This is a genomic window from Marinomonas rhizomae (genome assembly GCF_024397855.1).
Lineage (GTDB): Bacteria > Pseudomonadota > Gammaproteobacteria > Pseudomonadales > Marinomonadaceae > Marinomonas > Marinomonas rhizomae_A.
Window position 1 is genome coordinate 1,007,416 of record NZ_CP073343.1, and the last position, 15,120, is coordinate 1,022,535.

Annotated in this window: 15 protein-coding genes and 5 tRNA genes; 6 read left to right on the forward strand and 14 right to left on the reverse strand. The window is 43.0% G+C overall.

Translation table 11 applies throughout. The features are described 5' to 3' along the window. Window positions 1–24 precede the first annotated feature (24 nt). The 13 genes from KDW99_RS04635 to KDW99_RS04695 all read right to left on the reverse strand — a co-directional run bounded on the left by KDW99_RS04635 (window position 25) and on the right by KDW99_RS04695 (window position 7,899). Complete coding sequence (locus KDW99_RS04635; RefSeq protein ID WP_255828132.1) at window positions 25–600, reverse strand: hypothetical protein; 576 nt, start codon at window positions 598–600, stop codon at window positions 25–27. Window positions 601–714: 114 nt separating this feature from the next. Then, window positions 715–789, reverse strand: a tRNA-Gln gene (locus KDW99_RS04640). Between the two features lie 20 nt (window positions 790–809). Beyond that, window positions 810–886, reverse strand: a tRNA-Met gene (locus tag KDW99_RS04645). 25 nt (window positions 887–911) lie between these two features. Then, window positions 912–986, reverse strand: a tRNA-Gln gene (locus KDW99_RS04650). 10 nt (window positions 987–996) lie between these two features. Beyond that, window positions 997–1,073, reverse strand: a tRNA-Met gene (locus tag KDW99_RS04655). 10 nt (window positions 1,074–1,083) lie between these two features. Then, window positions 1,084–1,158, reverse strand: a tRNA-Gln gene (locus KDW99_RS04660). 114 nt (window positions 1,159–1,272) lie between these two features. After that, complete coding sequence (ychF, locus tag KDW99_RS04665; protein ID WP_255828133.1) at window positions 1,273–2,364, reverse strand: redox-regulated ATPase YchF; 1,092 nt, start codon at window positions 2,362–2,364, stop codon at window positions 1,273–1,275. A gap of 25 nt (window positions 2,365–2,389) precedes the next feature. Then, complete coding sequence (gene pth / locus KDW99_RS04670; RefSeq protein ID WP_255828134.1) at window positions 2,390–2,974, reverse strand: aminoacyl-tRNA hydrolase; 585 nt, start codon at window positions 2,972–2,974, stop codon at window positions 2,390–2,392. A gap of 21 nt (window positions 2,975–2,995) precedes the next feature. After that, a complete protein-coding gene (locus KDW99_RS04675) occupies window positions 2,996–3,574 on the reverse strand; it encodes a 50S ribosomal protein L25/general stress protein Ctc (protein WP_255828135.1) in 579 nt (192 codons plus the stop codon). A 69-nt stretch (window positions 3,575–3,643) separates the two neighbouring features. Then, window positions 3,644–4,591, reverse strand: a complete 948-nt coding sequence (locus KDW99_RS04680) for a ribose-phosphate diphosphokinase (RefSeq protein ID WP_110577430.1) — start codon at window positions 4,589–4,591, stop codon at window positions 3,644–3,646. An 85-nt stretch (window positions 4,592–4,676) separates the two neighbouring features. Continuing rightward, a complete protein-coding gene (ispE, locus tag KDW99_RS04685; RefSeq protein WP_255828136.1) occupies window positions 4,677–5,552 on the reverse strand; it encodes a 4-(cytidine 5'-diphospho)-2-C-methyl-D-erythritol kinase in 876 nt (291 codons plus the stop codon). Then, entirely contained in the window at window positions 5,537–6,115 is a 579-nt protein-coding gene (gene lolB, locus KDW99_RS04690; protein ID WP_255828137.1) for a lipoprotein insertase outer membrane protein LolB, read from the reverse strand. The genes ispE and lolB overlap by 16 nt, the downstream gene beginning before the upstream one ends. Then, window positions 6,112–7,899, reverse strand: a complete 1,788-nt coding sequence (locus KDW99_RS04695) for a tetratricopeptide repeat protein (RefSeq protein WP_255828138.1) — start codon at window positions 7,897–7,899, stop codon at window positions 6,112–6,114. Before KDW99_RS04695 ends, lolB begins: the two co-directional genes overlap by 4 nt. Window positions 7,900–8,121: 222 nt before the next feature. On the opposite strand from KDW99_RS04695, the gene hemA reads away from it, so the two are divergent. From hemA to prmC, 3 genes are read left to right on the forward strand one after another with little or no spacing between them, the layout of a single operon-like run. After that, complete coding sequence (gene hemA / locus KDW99_RS04700; RefSeq protein WP_255828139.1) at window positions 8,122–9,390, forward strand: glutamyl-tRNA reductase; 1,269 nt, start codon at window positions 8,122–8,124, stop codon at window positions 9,388–9,390. 3 nt (window positions 9,391–9,393) lie between these two features. After that, complete coding sequence (gene prfA / locus KDW99_RS04705; RefSeq protein WP_255828140.1) at window positions 9,394–10,482, forward strand: peptide chain release factor 1; 1,089 nt, start codon at window positions 9,394–9,396, stop codon at window positions 10,480–10,482. 19 nt (window positions 10,483–10,501) lie between these two features. Continuing rightward, complete coding sequence (gene prmC, locus KDW99_RS04710) at window positions 10,502–11,338, forward strand: peptide chain release factor N(5)-glutamine methyltransferase (RefSeq protein ID WP_255828141.1); 837 nt, start codon at window positions 10,502–10,504, stop codon at window positions 11,336–11,338. 37 nt (window positions 11,339–11,375) lie between these two features. Here prmC and yaaA read toward each other — a convergent pair whose 3' ends face one another. After that, on the reverse strand, window positions 11,376–12,158 hold the full coding sequence (yaaA, locus tag KDW99_RS04715; RefSeq protein ID WP_255828142.1) for a peroxide stress protein YaaA: 783 nt from the start codon (window positions 12,156–12,158) through the stop codon (window positions 11,376–11,378). Window positions 12,159–12,249: 91 nt separating this feature from the next. On the opposite strand from yaaA, the gene KDW99_RS04720 reads away from it, so the two are divergent. From KDW99_RS04720 to KDW99_RS04730, 3 genes are all read left to right on the forward strand, one after another. Then, entirely contained in the window at window positions 12,250–12,435 is a 186-nt protein-coding gene (locus tag KDW99_RS04720; protein ID WP_255828143.1) for a hypothetical protein, read from the forward strand. A 52-nt stretch (window positions 12,436–12,487) separates the two neighbouring features. After that, window positions 12,488–13,399 carry a hypothetical protein gene (locus tag KDW99_RS04725; RefSeq protein WP_255828144.1) on the forward strand — a complete coding sequence of 304 codons (912 nt, stop codon included), beginning with the start codon at window positions 12,488–12,490 and terminating at the stop codon, window positions 13,397–13,399. A 102-nt stretch (window positions 13,400–13,501) separates the two neighbouring features. After that, window positions 13,502–15,049 (forward strand): methyl-accepting chemotaxis protein, encoded by a 1,548-nt coding sequence (locus KDW99_RS04730; protein WP_255828145.1) that lies wholly within the window; start codon window positions 13,502–13,504, stop codon window positions 15,047–15,049. Window positions 15,050–15,120: the final 71 nt, after the last annotated feature.

Sequence of the window (15,120 nt, forward strand, 5' to 3'; positions counted from 1 at the left end):
TTTAATTCTAAATTTTTGGAGTTGTTAAATATCGATTGTGATGCCGATGAAATAGCCATCGTAATCTGTGTTGCCAAGAAAATTAGTTTCTTGATCGATTGATCGATAGCCTGCTTCTAAGCCGACAACAGGGATAGGCTGGTACTGTATTTTGAATGATTGGTCTGTAATAGTCACATCATCAAATGAAGAGATGCTTTTAGATTCTGCGGCCAACGTAACTCCTGTGCCTGGAATAGCAAGTGAAGCGGCTAAGAAAAGCATTGGCACAGATTCACTATCGCTAGATGCGCCTCTATCCATATCTAGATTGCGAAATGTGACACCGCCTTCAACGCTTGCCCATAATATACCTACACCATAATAGCCGGTGAAATCTAGATGGCTAATATTTACTCCCGAAGGGTCAGATTCAAAGTCCCAGACATCCAAGCGAAGGTTTGGGATTAAAGGAATAGGATGCTGTACATCAATACTTGCGTAGGTAGCTGATCCATCGTCACTGTCGAAAAGTCCAGCTTCTGCATTTGCGCCAATAAAATCTGCATTAGCCGCACTGGCAAACAAAGCAGTTGAGAGTAAAATAGCTGATTTCTTCATGATTATTGTCCATATATCGATAGGATAAATTTAGACTAATTATAGGATGAAGAGAACTAAAATCCAATGAAATAAGGAGGAGATATGACGAATTGTGAAGAATATTTACATAGATGGCTGGGGTAGAAGGATTCGAACCTACGCATGACGGGATCAAAACCCGTTGCCTTACCGCTTGGCTATACCCCAATAAAGGATTTCTTTTAAGTTGGTGGCTATGACTAGATTCGAACTAGTGACCCCATCATTATGAGTGATGTGCTCTAACCAACTGAGCTACATAGCCTTAACTGTTTTACTAAATATATCGATGGCTGGGGTAGAAGGATTCGAACCTACGCATGACGGGATCAAAACCCGTTGCCTTACCGCTTGGCTATACCCCAATTATCGAATTGGTGGCTATGACTAGATTCGAACTAGTGACCCCATCATTATGAGTGATGTGCTCTAACCAACTGAGCTACATAGCCTTTTGTCTGTTGGCTGGGGTAGAAGGATTCGAACCTACGCATGACGGGATCAAAACCCGTTGCCTTACCGCTTGGCTATACCCCAACAGACTAACACAAAAACAGTTTATACAAATCGATCTACTGCCTCTGTGGCGCGATATTATTCATATAACCTGTTAATGGGTCAAGTGTTTTTCGAAAAATGTTTTATAATCTCTTAAACATTGAAACGGAAATGCATAACATCACCGTCTTTTACTATGTACTCTTTACCTTCAAGACGCCATTTTCCGGCTTCTTTTGCACCACTTTCCCCTTTATATTGGATGAAATCGTTGTAACTGATAACTTCCGCTCGGATAAAGCCTTTCTCAAAGTCTGTGTGGATCACACCAGCGGCCTGTGGGCCTGTTGCGCCTTGTTTTACTGTCCATGCACGTACTTCTTTAACGCCCGCTGTAAAGTACGTCTGAAGGCCTAGTAATTCATAGCCAGCGCGGATGACTCGATCCAAGCCAGGCTCTTCCATGCCCATTTCATCAAGGAACTCTTGCATCTCTTCTGCATCTAGTTCAGAAATTTCTGCTTCAAGCTGATTGCAGATAGGAACGACCATAGCGCCTTCGGCTTCAGCTATTTCACGTACTTGATCAAGGTATGGGTTATTTTCAAAACCGTCTTCAGCAACGTTGGCTATGTACATAGTAGGTTTGGTTGTTAAAAGGTGCAGTGAGCGAACTTCTTTCTTTTGCTCATCGGACATTTCCATAGCGCGAACAGGTAAGCCATCTTCTAAATGCGCTTTAATGCTTTCTAGGAAAGCTTTATGAGCGATTGCTTCTTTATTGCCGCTTTTGGCGTTTTTCGCAGTACGGAATAGCTGTTTATCGATGGATTCGATATCGGCAAAAATTAATTCAAGGTTAATGACCTCGATGTCTAGCTTTGGGTTAACATGGTTGGAGACGTGAATGACGTTCTCGTCTTCAAAGCAGCGAACCACGTGAGCAATAGCATCCGTTTCGCGTATGTTTGCTAAAAACTTGTTTCCAAGGCCTTCACCTTTCGAAGCGCCTTCAACCAAGCCTGCAATATCGACAAATTCCATTGTTGTTGCTAAAACTCGCTCGGGTTTAACTATTTCAGCCAAAGCGTCCAAGCGCGGATCAGGCATGGCAACAACACCCGCATTTGGCTCGATCGTACAGAATGGGAAGTTTTCTGCGCCAATGCCGGCTTTGGTTAATGCATTAAATAGAGTTGACTTACCAACGTTAGGTAGCCCAACGATGCCGCAATTAAAACCCATAGTGAGATTCCTAATAATTAAGTGATTATGCTTTGAAGCTGTGTAGTTGATTCATAACGGCATTAAGATTGCCGCGAACGATGTCATCTACGTAGCGCAATGATTCGTCGATTGTTTGTTCTATTTTCGTGTAATCGTCTGGAGCGGCTTTTTTAAGGACGTAATTGGCGACTTGGCTGGCATGGCCTGGATGGCCAATACCGATTCTGAGTCGACCAAATTCTCTATTGTTCGCCAGCTTTGAAATAATGTCTTTTAATCCGTTGTGACCACCATGCCCACCGCCTTGTTTTAATTTGACGGTACCTGGGGGGATATCTAACTCATCGTGAATAACAAGGATTTCTTCAGGAGGGATTTTATAAAACTGGCAGACGGCCTGAACCGCTTTACCGCTTAAATTCATATAGGTGGTGGGAATAAGAAGGTAGCACTCTTCACCAGCTATATAAACTTTGCCAAATTGGCCAAAAAATTTCTTCTCAGAACGAAGAGAGCATTGGCTCTGACGAGCCAATGCCTCAATCCACTGAGCGCCTGCATTGTGGCGAGTGTTCTCGTATTCGCTGCCTGGATTACCCAAGCCTACTAATAATCTGAAACCTGCCACAATACTGCCTTCAATGAGATCTTAACGTTTAGACTTACCGATACGAGCGATAGGTTGGTCGTGATCTTCGCCTTTAAGCAATGACACAAGCTCTACGCCTTCAGGAAGGATAACATCAGACAAGTGGAAGATTTGATCAAGTTGGCCTTTGATCACGTCTACTGTCAATACGGATGGAAGGTTCGCTGGTAAACAACGAACTTCAGCCAATTTAGATTCAACAGTCAAACGACCGCCTTGGCTCTTAACACCTTCACTTTGTGCAGCGTTGATGAAGCTTAAAGGAACACGAGTAGTGATTACTTTATCAGCTTGAGCGCGCTGAAGGTCCATGTGCATTACAGCGCCAGTTGATGGGTGACGTTGTAGAGCTTTAACAAGAACTTGCTCAGTTTTGCCTTCTACTGTTACTTCAACTAGGCCTGTCAAGAAGCCTGGAGTGCCAACAGCTTTAAGTAGCTCGTTGTCTTTGAAAGAGATAGATACTGGAGCAGTCTCACCGCCATAAATAACAGCAGGCACTAGGCCTTCGTTACGAAGGCGGCGGCTCGCACCTTTACCTTCTTGAGTACGTGCTACGGCATTAATAGATAATGACATGGTATTTTCCTAATAATTAATAAAGTTTGTGCCCAGAAATGCGACCCGTTCCGAGCGTTAGTGTTTGGCTTAGGCCCCAAACATGGCACTGATAGACTCTTCGTTGCATACGCGACGAACAGCCTCCGCCATAATGTCAGACATCGACAATTGGCGTATTTGAGGGCAGTTAAGCGCCTCTTGTGTCAATGGGATGGTATCAGTCACGACCAACTCATCAAGCACGGAATTCTTAATGTTTTCAATAGCTTTGCCAGACAGTACAGGGTGAGTACAGTAAGCAAGTACTTTTGCAGCGCCATGTTCTTTTAGGGCTTTTGCCGCTGCGCACAGAGTACCGCCTGTATCACACATGTCGTCGACTAAAACACATGTTTTGCCTTCAACGTCACCAATCAAATGCATGATTTGAGCTTCGTTAGCGCGAGGTCGGCGCTTATCAATAATAGCTAAATCAGCATCATCAAGCAGTTTTGCAAACGCTCTAGCGCGAACAACACCGCCAACATCAGGAGAAACAACCGTGATATTTTCATGGCCTTGGCGTTGCAAATCATCTAGCAGCAAAGGGGTTGCATAGACGTTATCAACAGGGATATCAAAGAATCCTTGAATTTGGTCTGCGTGAAGATCAACCGTTAGTACGCGGTTGATGCCTACTGCTGAAATCATATCTGCGACTACTTTTGCTGTAATTGGTACACGTGCAGAACGTACGCGACGATCCTGACGAGCGTATCCAAAGTAAGGGATAACAGCTGTTACGCGAGTGGCCGAAGCACGACGTAATGCGTCGGCCATGACGATAAGTTCCATTAAATTATCATTACTAGGTGCACAGGTAGATTGGATAATGAAAACGTCTTTACCGCGAACATTTTCATTGATCTCGACCGTAATTTCTCCGTCGCTAAATTTACCTACGGTTGCGTTTCCGATAGGTAGCCCTAGGCGACGAACCACCCTGCGAGCGAGTTCAGGGTTTGCATTACCGGTAAAAACCATCAACTTGGACACTGTGTATACCTTTTGTATTTTGTAGCGATGACTATTGACTGGCCAAGGAAAGACAGGCCGAGGACTATGTGTTTATATAGGCACATTAGTTCCTATTTTGCTCAATCCACTGGTTTAGCGCGTCATGTGTTGGAGAAGTGTTACAACCACGGCAAACCCAGCTCTGCCATTTTTTCGGTGTAGACGATCTTACTCGTTCTGCGTCGCGCAAATTATCGAATGCTAAAAATAAACAAGCGCCTGTTCCTGTTAGCTTCGCGTCGCCATGATTTTTCAACCATAAATACGCTTCATTGACCTCAGGATTGTGCTTTTTTACCACGTCTAAGCAATCATTATGCCCACCCAGCTTCAAGGCGTGCGATATTCTGATGGGAGGGGTGTCTCTTGTCAAATATTTATCGGTAAATATTTGACCAGTTGAGACATGGCAATTGGGCTTGAGGAGTAAAAAATATGGAGTGTCTAACTCAACTTTTTGCAGCTTCTCTCCAACGCCTTCTGCAAAGGCTGAAAATCCCATGATAAAAACAGGAATGTCAGCGCCTAATTGTACGCCTAATTCGGCTAGCTTTTCCAAAGAAAGATGGCATTTCCACAGTACGTTTAGGGCCAGTAAAGTCGTTGCTGCGTTTGAGCTGCCACCGCCAATGCCACCACCCATAGGTAATTGTTTTGTCAGAATAATATCAATGCCGAAAGTGAGGTCTTTTCTGAATGGTGTAAGCAGTTTTGCTGCTTTATAAATGAGGTTGTCTTCGGTAGGCAGTCGTTCAATTATGGGTGAAATAGTGATTTTTTTATTATGTGTCAGTGTAAAATCCAGCGTATCGCACAAATCAATGAACTGAAACAGAGTTTGCAGTTCATGGTAGCCGTCTTCTCGTCGACCTGTGATATGTAAAAATAAATTTAATTTTGCAGGAGAAGGTAATTGCATCTTGGTTACTGGATAGTCCATTGGTTGATGATTAGGTTGACTCTAAACGGCGGGTTGGATACCTGCATTTTTTGCGGTAAAGGTAAGCCGTCTATTTTTTCGTAATTGCTGTAGGTAATAATCCAACCATCTTGTTCTATTTTCTCTGGTAACTGCGTTTCTGGGTCTCTAGTCACGTTAGCCGTAGAAGTTGGAGCAACCAGTCCTCTGATCCAATAGGTAACTTGAGCAACAGGGAACTCCCAGCCTAATTCTTGCTGTAGAAGTGTCGCTGGGTCATTGCCTGTGATGACTTTATCCTCATAGGATAGGGTCACCTTCCCATCTGTTGTTTGGCTTAGGTTAGTTGCACCTTGACCAAATGGACCAACGATATTTAAGGCAAACGTTTTTGGATCTTTTTGCCAATTAAAATTGCCGGAAACCGCATCATTTTTGGTTCGTATGCCTACTCTGCCGGAGGTTTCCCATTTTGAAATGGCGTCTACACTTTCTGGTGGCGGTATTTGTGGCCCTGTTGGCCTAGAACTACAGGCACTAATGAGTGCGGTAAAAGCAAGAATGTAGAGCGTGCGATAAGTCATGATGATGAGTCCTGTTTTTGTTCTTCCAGTAACGACGGTGACAGTCGTTTTATGGTATCGATTAAAAGTGGTGTATCGGGTGATGTCTCTAATGCGCTTTCCCAGATCGATATTGCTTCTTCATAATGATGTTGTTTCCATAAGGATTCGCCATAATGCGCTGCTATTTCTGCGTCAGGTAAAATAGACCAGGCTTTTTTTAAGTAGTAAGAAGACTGTTCAAGCTCTCCCTTCAGGAAAAAGCCCCACCCTAGGCTATCTATTATGGCTGGATCATTGTCTGTTTTTTCGTAAGCTGATTCAATGTACTTCATGGCTTCATCAAGTCGTTTGGTCCGGGTGAGTAAGGTATAGCCGAGTGCATTCAAGTACTGAGGATTGTGCGGGTCTTTTTGTAGTAAGGTGGTAAGCTCGTTTTCAGTCGTTTTCCAGTTACCTAGGGTGTCAGCAAGTAAGGCTTTGTGATAGCGCAGTGCATCCGATTCTGGAAGTGCGACCAAGGCATCGCTGACTAGCTGGAATGATAGGTCAGTTCGGCCTTTTTCCTCGTGAAGGCGACTGATCGCAGCAACTTGCTCTGGCATGTTTTCTCGCTGCGTTCGATTGAGCACCATACTATTAATGTCATTTTCTTGGTTCTCGTCATATAGCCACAGCGCGATTTGGTTGGTGGCGTTGGTCTGTAGAGCACCTTCTACTTTTTCCATCAATGCAATGGCTTGTGCTTTTTTGTCTAGTTGAGCTGTGGCGATAGCCGTTAAATATTGTATTTGATCTGATAAACCGAGTTGCTCTTCGGGAAGACTGTTGGCCGTTGCTAATGCTAATTTTGGTTGGTTGTGTTCCAGTAAAGCTCGCATTAAATTAATACCAACTTGTAGTTTTTCCGGTGAGTTTAAATCTGCTTTTTGATAAATTTCGCTAGCACGCTTTGATTGTCCATTTTCAACCAAAAAATCAATTAAAGGTGTGATGACTCTAGTGTTATTTGGGAAAAGCTTTGATGCTGTTTGAAGCGTTTTGATTGCATCCTCTGTAAGACCTAGGTTTTTTTGGCTAAAAGCGAGAATAAGATGAAGTGTTTCATTTTTATCTGTATTGGGGTTGGCTAACAGTTTTTCTGATGTATTAACCGCGAGTTGGTATTTTCCCGTAAGCAGTTGTAAATGTGCGTAGCTCAATTGTACGTACTGATTCGCTTTATATTCTGGTGAAAGGGCTGAAATTGCCTCTTCTATGGTGTTGATCTGGTCATTATTACGAACATTGTCTTCAAGATAAAGAGGCAGGAATCGCAGAGAAACCTTATGTCGAATGGCGTTCGTGAGTAGTGTCGTGACCTCTTCCGTACGGTTGTCTTTGATGAGAACTTGTAACTTTAACGCATAGGCCGCTTCGGCCGTCGGTTCAGCAGAGAGCCATAAGTTTGCACTTCTTTCTATGTACAAGTGATTCTGAGAAACCACCGCAATGTGCATTAGTCTTTCGATTAACTGGATATCACCGGATTGACTGGCTAGCTTATAAAATGGTTCGAACGCTTTATTAGGGCCTTCTCTTTGCAATGTGAATTCAGCATTAAGCAATTCTTCAATTTCATTTTCATTAGTAAAGTTCCCTGTCTGAAACGATTCTTTGATCGGAGGCAAGGTGTTTTGTTGGCGTGTATCTTGGCTACACGCGCTTACTAGAGGCAGGCTTAGTAGCGCTAACAACAACAGCAACCCTTTCTGAACGGGCGTTGGAGAATCTTTTTTGTGTATAGGGCCTAAAACAGCAGGCATTTTTTTTCTCGATGCTAAATTCATACAACCCTTATGGTATCGTTAGCGGCTCGTTATGTCAGTCATAACTATAAACTAATCCTATTACTTTTATTGGTCATATGGGGTGCGAAAAAAAGCGAATTTCTCGTATAATGTGTCTTCTTTATGTAAAGAGTCATGTTGGAGCAATGCTTGCTTCTGTCATTACCTTAAGATCTCGATCTTTGAGAAGAGTCCTGAATGCCGCTAATTACTGTAGGTGTAAATCACAAAACTGCGCCGGTCTCGATACGTGAGCGCGTGGCCTTTGCGCCTGAAAAGATGATCGATGCCTTGTCTTCTCTGATTTCTGAGAAAAAAGCCAATGAAGCAGTAATAGTATCGACCTGTAATCGCACCGAGCTTTATTGTTCTATAGAAGATCTTACTAAGGCGGGCGACGTCATTGCTTGGCTAAGTGAATACCACGGTATTGCGTTGCCTGAGTTGCAGCAATATTGTTATACGCACTCTGCGGATGATAGCGTGCGTCATGTCATGCGAGTGGCATCTGGCTTAGATTCTTTGATTCTTGGGGAGCCTCAAATTCTTGGGCAGGTAAAGTCGGCATATGCCGTTTCGCAAGAAGGTTCATGTATTGGGCCAGAGTTGGAATCTTTGTTTCAGCGTACATTTTCTGTTGCTAAGCGCGTACGTACCGATACGGCTATAGGTGAAAACCCAGTTTCTATTGCGTTTGCAGCAGTGAGTCTTGCGCAGCGAATTTTTGCCGATATTAGAAACAGCACCGCGCTGTTAATTGGCGCCGGACAAACCATTGAGCTGGTGGCAAGACACCTAAAAGAAAATGGTATTAAAAATATTATTGTAGCCAACCGAACGTTGGCAAGAGCTCAAGTTTTGGCAGATGAACTGGATGCGGAAGCTATTATGCTTGGTGATATTGGCGAGTATTTATCGCAAGCTGATATTGTCATTTCTTCTACGGCTAGCCAATTACCCATCATTGGTAAGGGCATGGTAGAGCGCGCCACATCACAGCGTCGCCATAAACCAATGCTATTAATTGATATCGCAGTGCCTCGAGATATCGAGCCAGAAGTTGAAGAAGTAGACGACGCTTATCTTTATACTGTCGATGACCTTCATTCAGTGATTGAAGAAAATGTCAGAGCAAGGCAAGATGCGGCGAAAGCGGCTGAGCAAATGATAGAAGAAGGGGTAGATTCTTATCGGCGAGTGGTTGAGTCGAGAAAAGTATCTGACTTGATTGTGACCTTTAGACAGTCCTCTGAAGCCATTAAAAATACAGAATTAGAAAAAGCGCTTAAAGGTCTTGAAATGGGCCAGCCACCAGAGCAGGTTATTAATAAACTGGCTCATGGCTTAATGAATAAGCTCATCCATGCTCCAACACGCTATTTGCGTGATGCGGGCGCCGACGCTGATCAAGACGCATTAATCATTGCCTCAAATGTATTGGGCATTTACGAAGAAAAAGATAATTAAAAAATGAAAGAATCCATAAAGTTAAAATTAGAAAGTTTATCTGATCGCTATGACGAGTTGGCTGCATTGTTAGGTGTGGCGGAAGTTATCATGGATCAGGATTTATTCCGCTCTTACTCCAAAGAGTATGCAGAGCTTGAGCCTGTTGTTAAGTGTTTTAATGAGTTTCAGCAAATTGATGAAAACATTGCTGAAGCGGAGTTAATGATGACAGATGCTGACCCAGATATAAAAGAAATGGGGGTCGAGGAGTACAAAGCAGGCCAAGCGCAAAAAGAAGAGCTTCAGTTGGTATTGCAGAAATTGCTGCTGCCTAAAGACCCGAATGATTCCCGTAACGTGTTTTTGGAAGTGCGTGCCGGAACCGGTGGTGATGAAGCGTCCATATTCTCTGGCGATTTATTCCGTATGTATTCACGTTATGCTGAGACGCAACGTTGGAAAGTCGAAATCGTCAGTGCCAGCGATGGCGAGCATGGTGGTTATAAAGAAGTGATCGCGCGTATCGTTGGTGATGGTGCTTATTCTAAATTGAAATTTGAATCTGGCGCACATCGAGTTCAGCGAGTACCTGCGACAGAGTCACAAGGTCGTATTCACACTTCGGCTTGCACTGTAGCGGTAATGCCTGAAATGGATGAGATTGATGATATTATCATCAATAAATCTGATTTGCGTATTGATACTTTCCGTGCGTCTGGCGCTGGTGGTCAGCACGTTAACAAAACAGACTCAGCGATTCGTCTGACGCATATTCCAACGGGTGTTGTTGTCGAATGTCAGGAAGAGCGTTCTCAGCATAAGAACCGTGCTAAAGCCATGTCACTACTTGCGTCTCGTTTGCAGGCAGCAGAGCAAGAAAAAGCGGCCAGTGATCAATCCGAAGCGCGTAAGTCTTTGGTTGGTAGTGGTGACCGCTCTGAGCGTATTCGTACATACAATTACCCACAAGGGCGCGTTACAGACCACCGTATTAACCTAACACTGTATAAGTTAGATGAAATCGTAACGGGTGATTTGGATGTGTTGATTAATCCACTGGTGAATGAGTTCCAGGCGGAGCAACTTGCAGCACTAAGTGGCGATAATTAATCTGAGGTAATCATCGCTTATGCGAATTGATGAACTACTAAAAGGCGCTATTCAGCGCCTTTATTCTATTTCAGAGACGGCTCAGCTAGATGCGCAGCTATTGCTTGCTCATGTCTTGGCGGTGTCAACTTCCTATTTTTACACTTGGCCCGAGAAAGAAGTGAGCGCAGCAGACATTAGTCGGTTTAATGGCTTATTAGAGCGTCGAGAGTCGGGAGAGCCTGTTGCTTATTTATTGGGGCAGCAGTCATTCTGGAGTTTGAACCTAGAAGTGGCGCCTTGTACTTTAATTCCCCGAGCCGACACCGAGAGGCTGGTGGAGGTGGCGCTTTCTGTGCTTGATATAGGTGACGTTAATCGTATTTTAGATCTTGGTACGGGGACTGGGGCGATTGCGTTATCTCTGGCGTCAGAACGGCCTAGATCGACAGTCGTCGGTGTGGACTTAGTTGAAGAGTCCGTCGCTCTTGCTAAGCGCAATGCTATACGAAATCAATTGAGTAATGCGACTTTTATACAAAGTAGTTGGTTCGAAGCGCTGGAAGGCAATTTGTTTGATCTAATCGTATCTAACCCACCTTATATTGATCCTGACGACGAGCATTTGTCTCAGGGGGATGTGCGGTTTGAGCCTAAAAGTGCTTTGGTGGCGGATAATCATGGTATGGCGGACATTGAGTACATTATTCAAGTTGCCCCTCGTTTTATGAAACAAGGAGCTTATTTGATGTTTGAACATGGTTATGACCAAGCCATCGCTGTGCAAACGTGTTTTGTTGAAGCGGGTTTTATTGCGGTCGAGAGTTTTCAGGATTTAGGCGGCAATGACCGGGTGACAATAGGGCGCCTCAAGTAAATGAAGTAAGCGCTAGCGCTTACTTCTGTGTCGCTCTTTATTTTTGCGGCTGGGCGCTTTCTGGTCGAATAAACACTGGACTGTCTTTGGTTGATTGTTGAGGGTCGTAGCGGTAACCCGCAAGGTCAAATGCTTTAAGTTCATCTAGTGTTTCACAGCGGTTTTCAATCAAGTATCGAGCCATCAAACCACGTGCTTTTTTCGCATAAAAGCTGATGACTTTAAATTTACCATTTTTTTCATCGAGAAAATTCGGTGTGATTAATGTTGCAGTAAGCTTTTTCTTGTTAACCGCTTTGAAATATTCATTGGACGCCAAGTTGACCAGTAGTTCGCCTTCATCAAGGGTCTCGTTAATCTTGTTAACGATAATATCTCCCCAAAATTGATAAAGGTTAGTGCCTCTATCGTTTTTTAAGCTAGTGCCCATTTCTAGTCGATAGGCTTGCATTAGATCCAACGGTTTTAATAATCCATATAGACCGCTTAAAATGCGCAGAGACTCTTGGGCATATTTAAGATCGCTTTCATTTAATGAGTAAGCGTCTAACCCTGTATACACATCACCCATAAAAGTATAAATGGCAGGACGGCTGTTACTTTGCGTGTGCTCTTTTTGCCACTCCTGGTAACGAGAGACATTGAGTGTGGCCAGCTTATCGCTGAGCTTCATCAGAGACGCTATATCGGCGGGCGTATATGGCTTGATAGTGTTGATGAGCTGTTGAGACTCATCTAGCAACTCTGGTTGGCTAACGGTATCAATGTTAGGTGTGGAGGTTAAGTCCAGTGTTTTTGCTGGTGATATTAAGAACTTCATAAGGATTCCATCTGCTTGATCATTGCGTTTGTTAAAGATTATCCATAGAGTGTCGATAGATATCCAGACAATGCTTTAATAGAGACAATTTATGAAGAATAATCTGATACCATTCCCTTCTTCTTGTCAGGGTCGTGGCAAAAAAGAAGTTTCTCCGGCATCCAACGATGAGCTAGCAGCGCTTAGGGCGGCTTTTGATAAGGCTCGTGCTGATTGGGTGGTTGAACTTGCTGAGTTACCTGAAAATAATAAAATCTGTTGTGGTTCCAAAAAATAATTAGATAATGTCTGATGTTTAAAGTGGGCCACCTATCTAAGGTGTTCAACCCATGTTGCAGTTCTTTGTTCGAAACTCTCTTCCTTTCATGTTTGTGTTTGCCGTACTTGGCTTCCTGTTTCCTTCTATATCGTTAGCCTTTTTCCCTTTTCTACCTATAGTACTCTTTACTCTAATGTCATTAACTTTGTTGGGGATGAAGCAAAATGAGTTAATGAAGCGATTAGGTAGTAAAGAAATATGGTTTTATACTGTTTTGCACTCTGCTGTATTTATGGGGGTGGTCAGTTTTATTGGCTGGTTTTTGTCGTTTGATTCAGGTCTTTTGCTGGCAGTTGTTGCTGTGGCGGCAACAGGATCTTTGTTTGCAACGCCCGCGATTGTTCGAGCATTAGGGTTTGATAGTTTGCAAGCAATGGCGATGACGATTGCAACGACATTAGTTTTGCCTATTTCAATTTTTATCACCTTGATATTCTTTCAAACAGAAAGCGTAGAGCTTGATTGGTCTAGTTATTTTGTCCGTCTAGTCGTTTTTATTTTTGGACCAATGTTATTTTCATTTTTTACTCATCGCTTTTTACCTGAGGAAGCGCTAAGCCGCTTTTTGATAAAAATATCGCCTTATACCATTTTATTGGTGTTTGCTTTTCCTTTTGGTCTGGTGGGGAGTTTTCGCATGCTATTTGATCAAGACCCACTGATGGCATTGAATTATTTCTTGATAGCCACTGGCTTGTGTTGTCTGTTTTTCGCATTGTCTTACCTTTTTTATCGTAAGCAAGGTAAAGCTATTGCGCTTAGTGCTGCCATTACTTCGGGAAATCGAAATGTATTATTGACGTATAGCATTGCTGGCGTCTTATTAGGGCCGGCGTTTTTGCCTTTAGCTGGTGCTTTACAAATACCCACATATTTATTACCTATTTTTACTCGCTGGTTAAATACTTCTTTACTAAAGTAATATTTAGATATTTTTATAAATTTATCTTATGCTTAAGTTAATTTTTGAAAAATTAGTTTCTATCTAAAAAAACATATGTAAGTTCTCAAGGATTGCCTTTCTATGCGCCAAAATACGCCAGTGACAAATCAAGAGAAAACATTCTCTAAAAATGAGAAGCTCATTACGACTACGGATTTAAAAGGAAAGATTCTTCATTGCAATGATGCATTTGTAAAAATCAGTGGCTTTGATAAAAGCGAGTTGATTGGCAGCCCTCATAATATCGTGCGTCATCCAGACATGCCGAAAGAAGCATTTCAAATTATGTGGGATACCTTAAAACAAGGTAAAGCATGGATGGGGTTGGTTAAAAACCGCTGTAAGAATGGCGATTTTTATTGGGTGGACGCTTATGTGACCCCCGTGACTGAAAGCGGAAAAGTTGTTGGTTATGAATCTGTTCGTACGGTTCCTAGCCGAGAGGATGTGGCGCGAGCGGAGAAAGTTTATCAACGCATCAACAGTGGTAAAAATGTCATTCCACGATCCTTTATGTCATGGAAGCTTATATTGCCATTGGTAGGTATTGTCCTGACCCTTGCAGCAGGTAGTGTTAATGTATTCTATGGCGTCGGTGTATTAGCAGCAACAAGTCTACTGGCTAATGTCTTATTTTTACTGAATCATTCTAAATTACAGGCGACGTTAAAACAGCGGTTATCAAGTGCTTTTCTTCATCCTTTAGCGGGGATAACGTATTCCGATACTTCTTTGGATATTGCATCGCTTGATGTTGGTGTAAAGAGTTTATTATCAAGAATGGATGCCGTATTGACCCGTTTTGAAGATGAGTCTCTGAAAGTCTCTGAACAATCTAAAATTGGCCTTGCTCTTACCATTGAAACGACAAAAGGTATGGTGAGTCAGCAACATGAAACTCAAGATGTAGCTGCGGCCATGCAACAAATGACGATGACGATCAACGACGTTGCTCAACATGTTCAGATGACAGCGGATAGCGCTAAATCGTCTTCGCAGACAGCAGGGAGCGGACAAAAAATTGTTGAAGAGACACGTCAGTCTATTCGTCAATTGAGTGAAACCGTGAATGATATTGGCGCGACAGTACAAGAGTTGGCGGATCGCTCTGAACAAATAGCACAAGTTGCGCAGATGATTGATCAGATAGCCGAACAAACGAACCTTTTAGCATTGAATGCTGCGATCGAAGCGGCGCGAGCAGGTGAGCATGGTCGAGGCTTTGCAGTGGTAGCCGATGAAGTTCGTCAGCTGGCCCAAAGAACGCAAGATTCAACTAAAGATATTCATCATATTATAGAAACACTTCGTAGCGGAGCTAAAAACTCAGTTTCTATTGCTAATCAGGGTCGACATGATGCCACTCAAGGGTTAGAAAAAATCATTGAGATGGAGAGTGCCTTTGGGAGTATTGTTGAGGGCGTTTCAAAAATATCTGATATGGCCATGCAAATGTCAGCGGCGGTTGAGGAGCAGGCTCATGTCTCTGAAGATATTAATCGTCAAGTGGTGCGTATTTCTGATTTATCCGTTGAGAGTTCTGAGAAATCTAACCAGTCAAGTGATAGTATTCGAGCATTGCAAGATGTAGCGAACAACATGCATGAATTGGTTGTGCGTTTCAAGTAGCTCACAATTTGTCTTAGTTAAAATAAAAAAATGCTGTTATGAAAATAACAGCATTTTTTATGCCTCCCTTA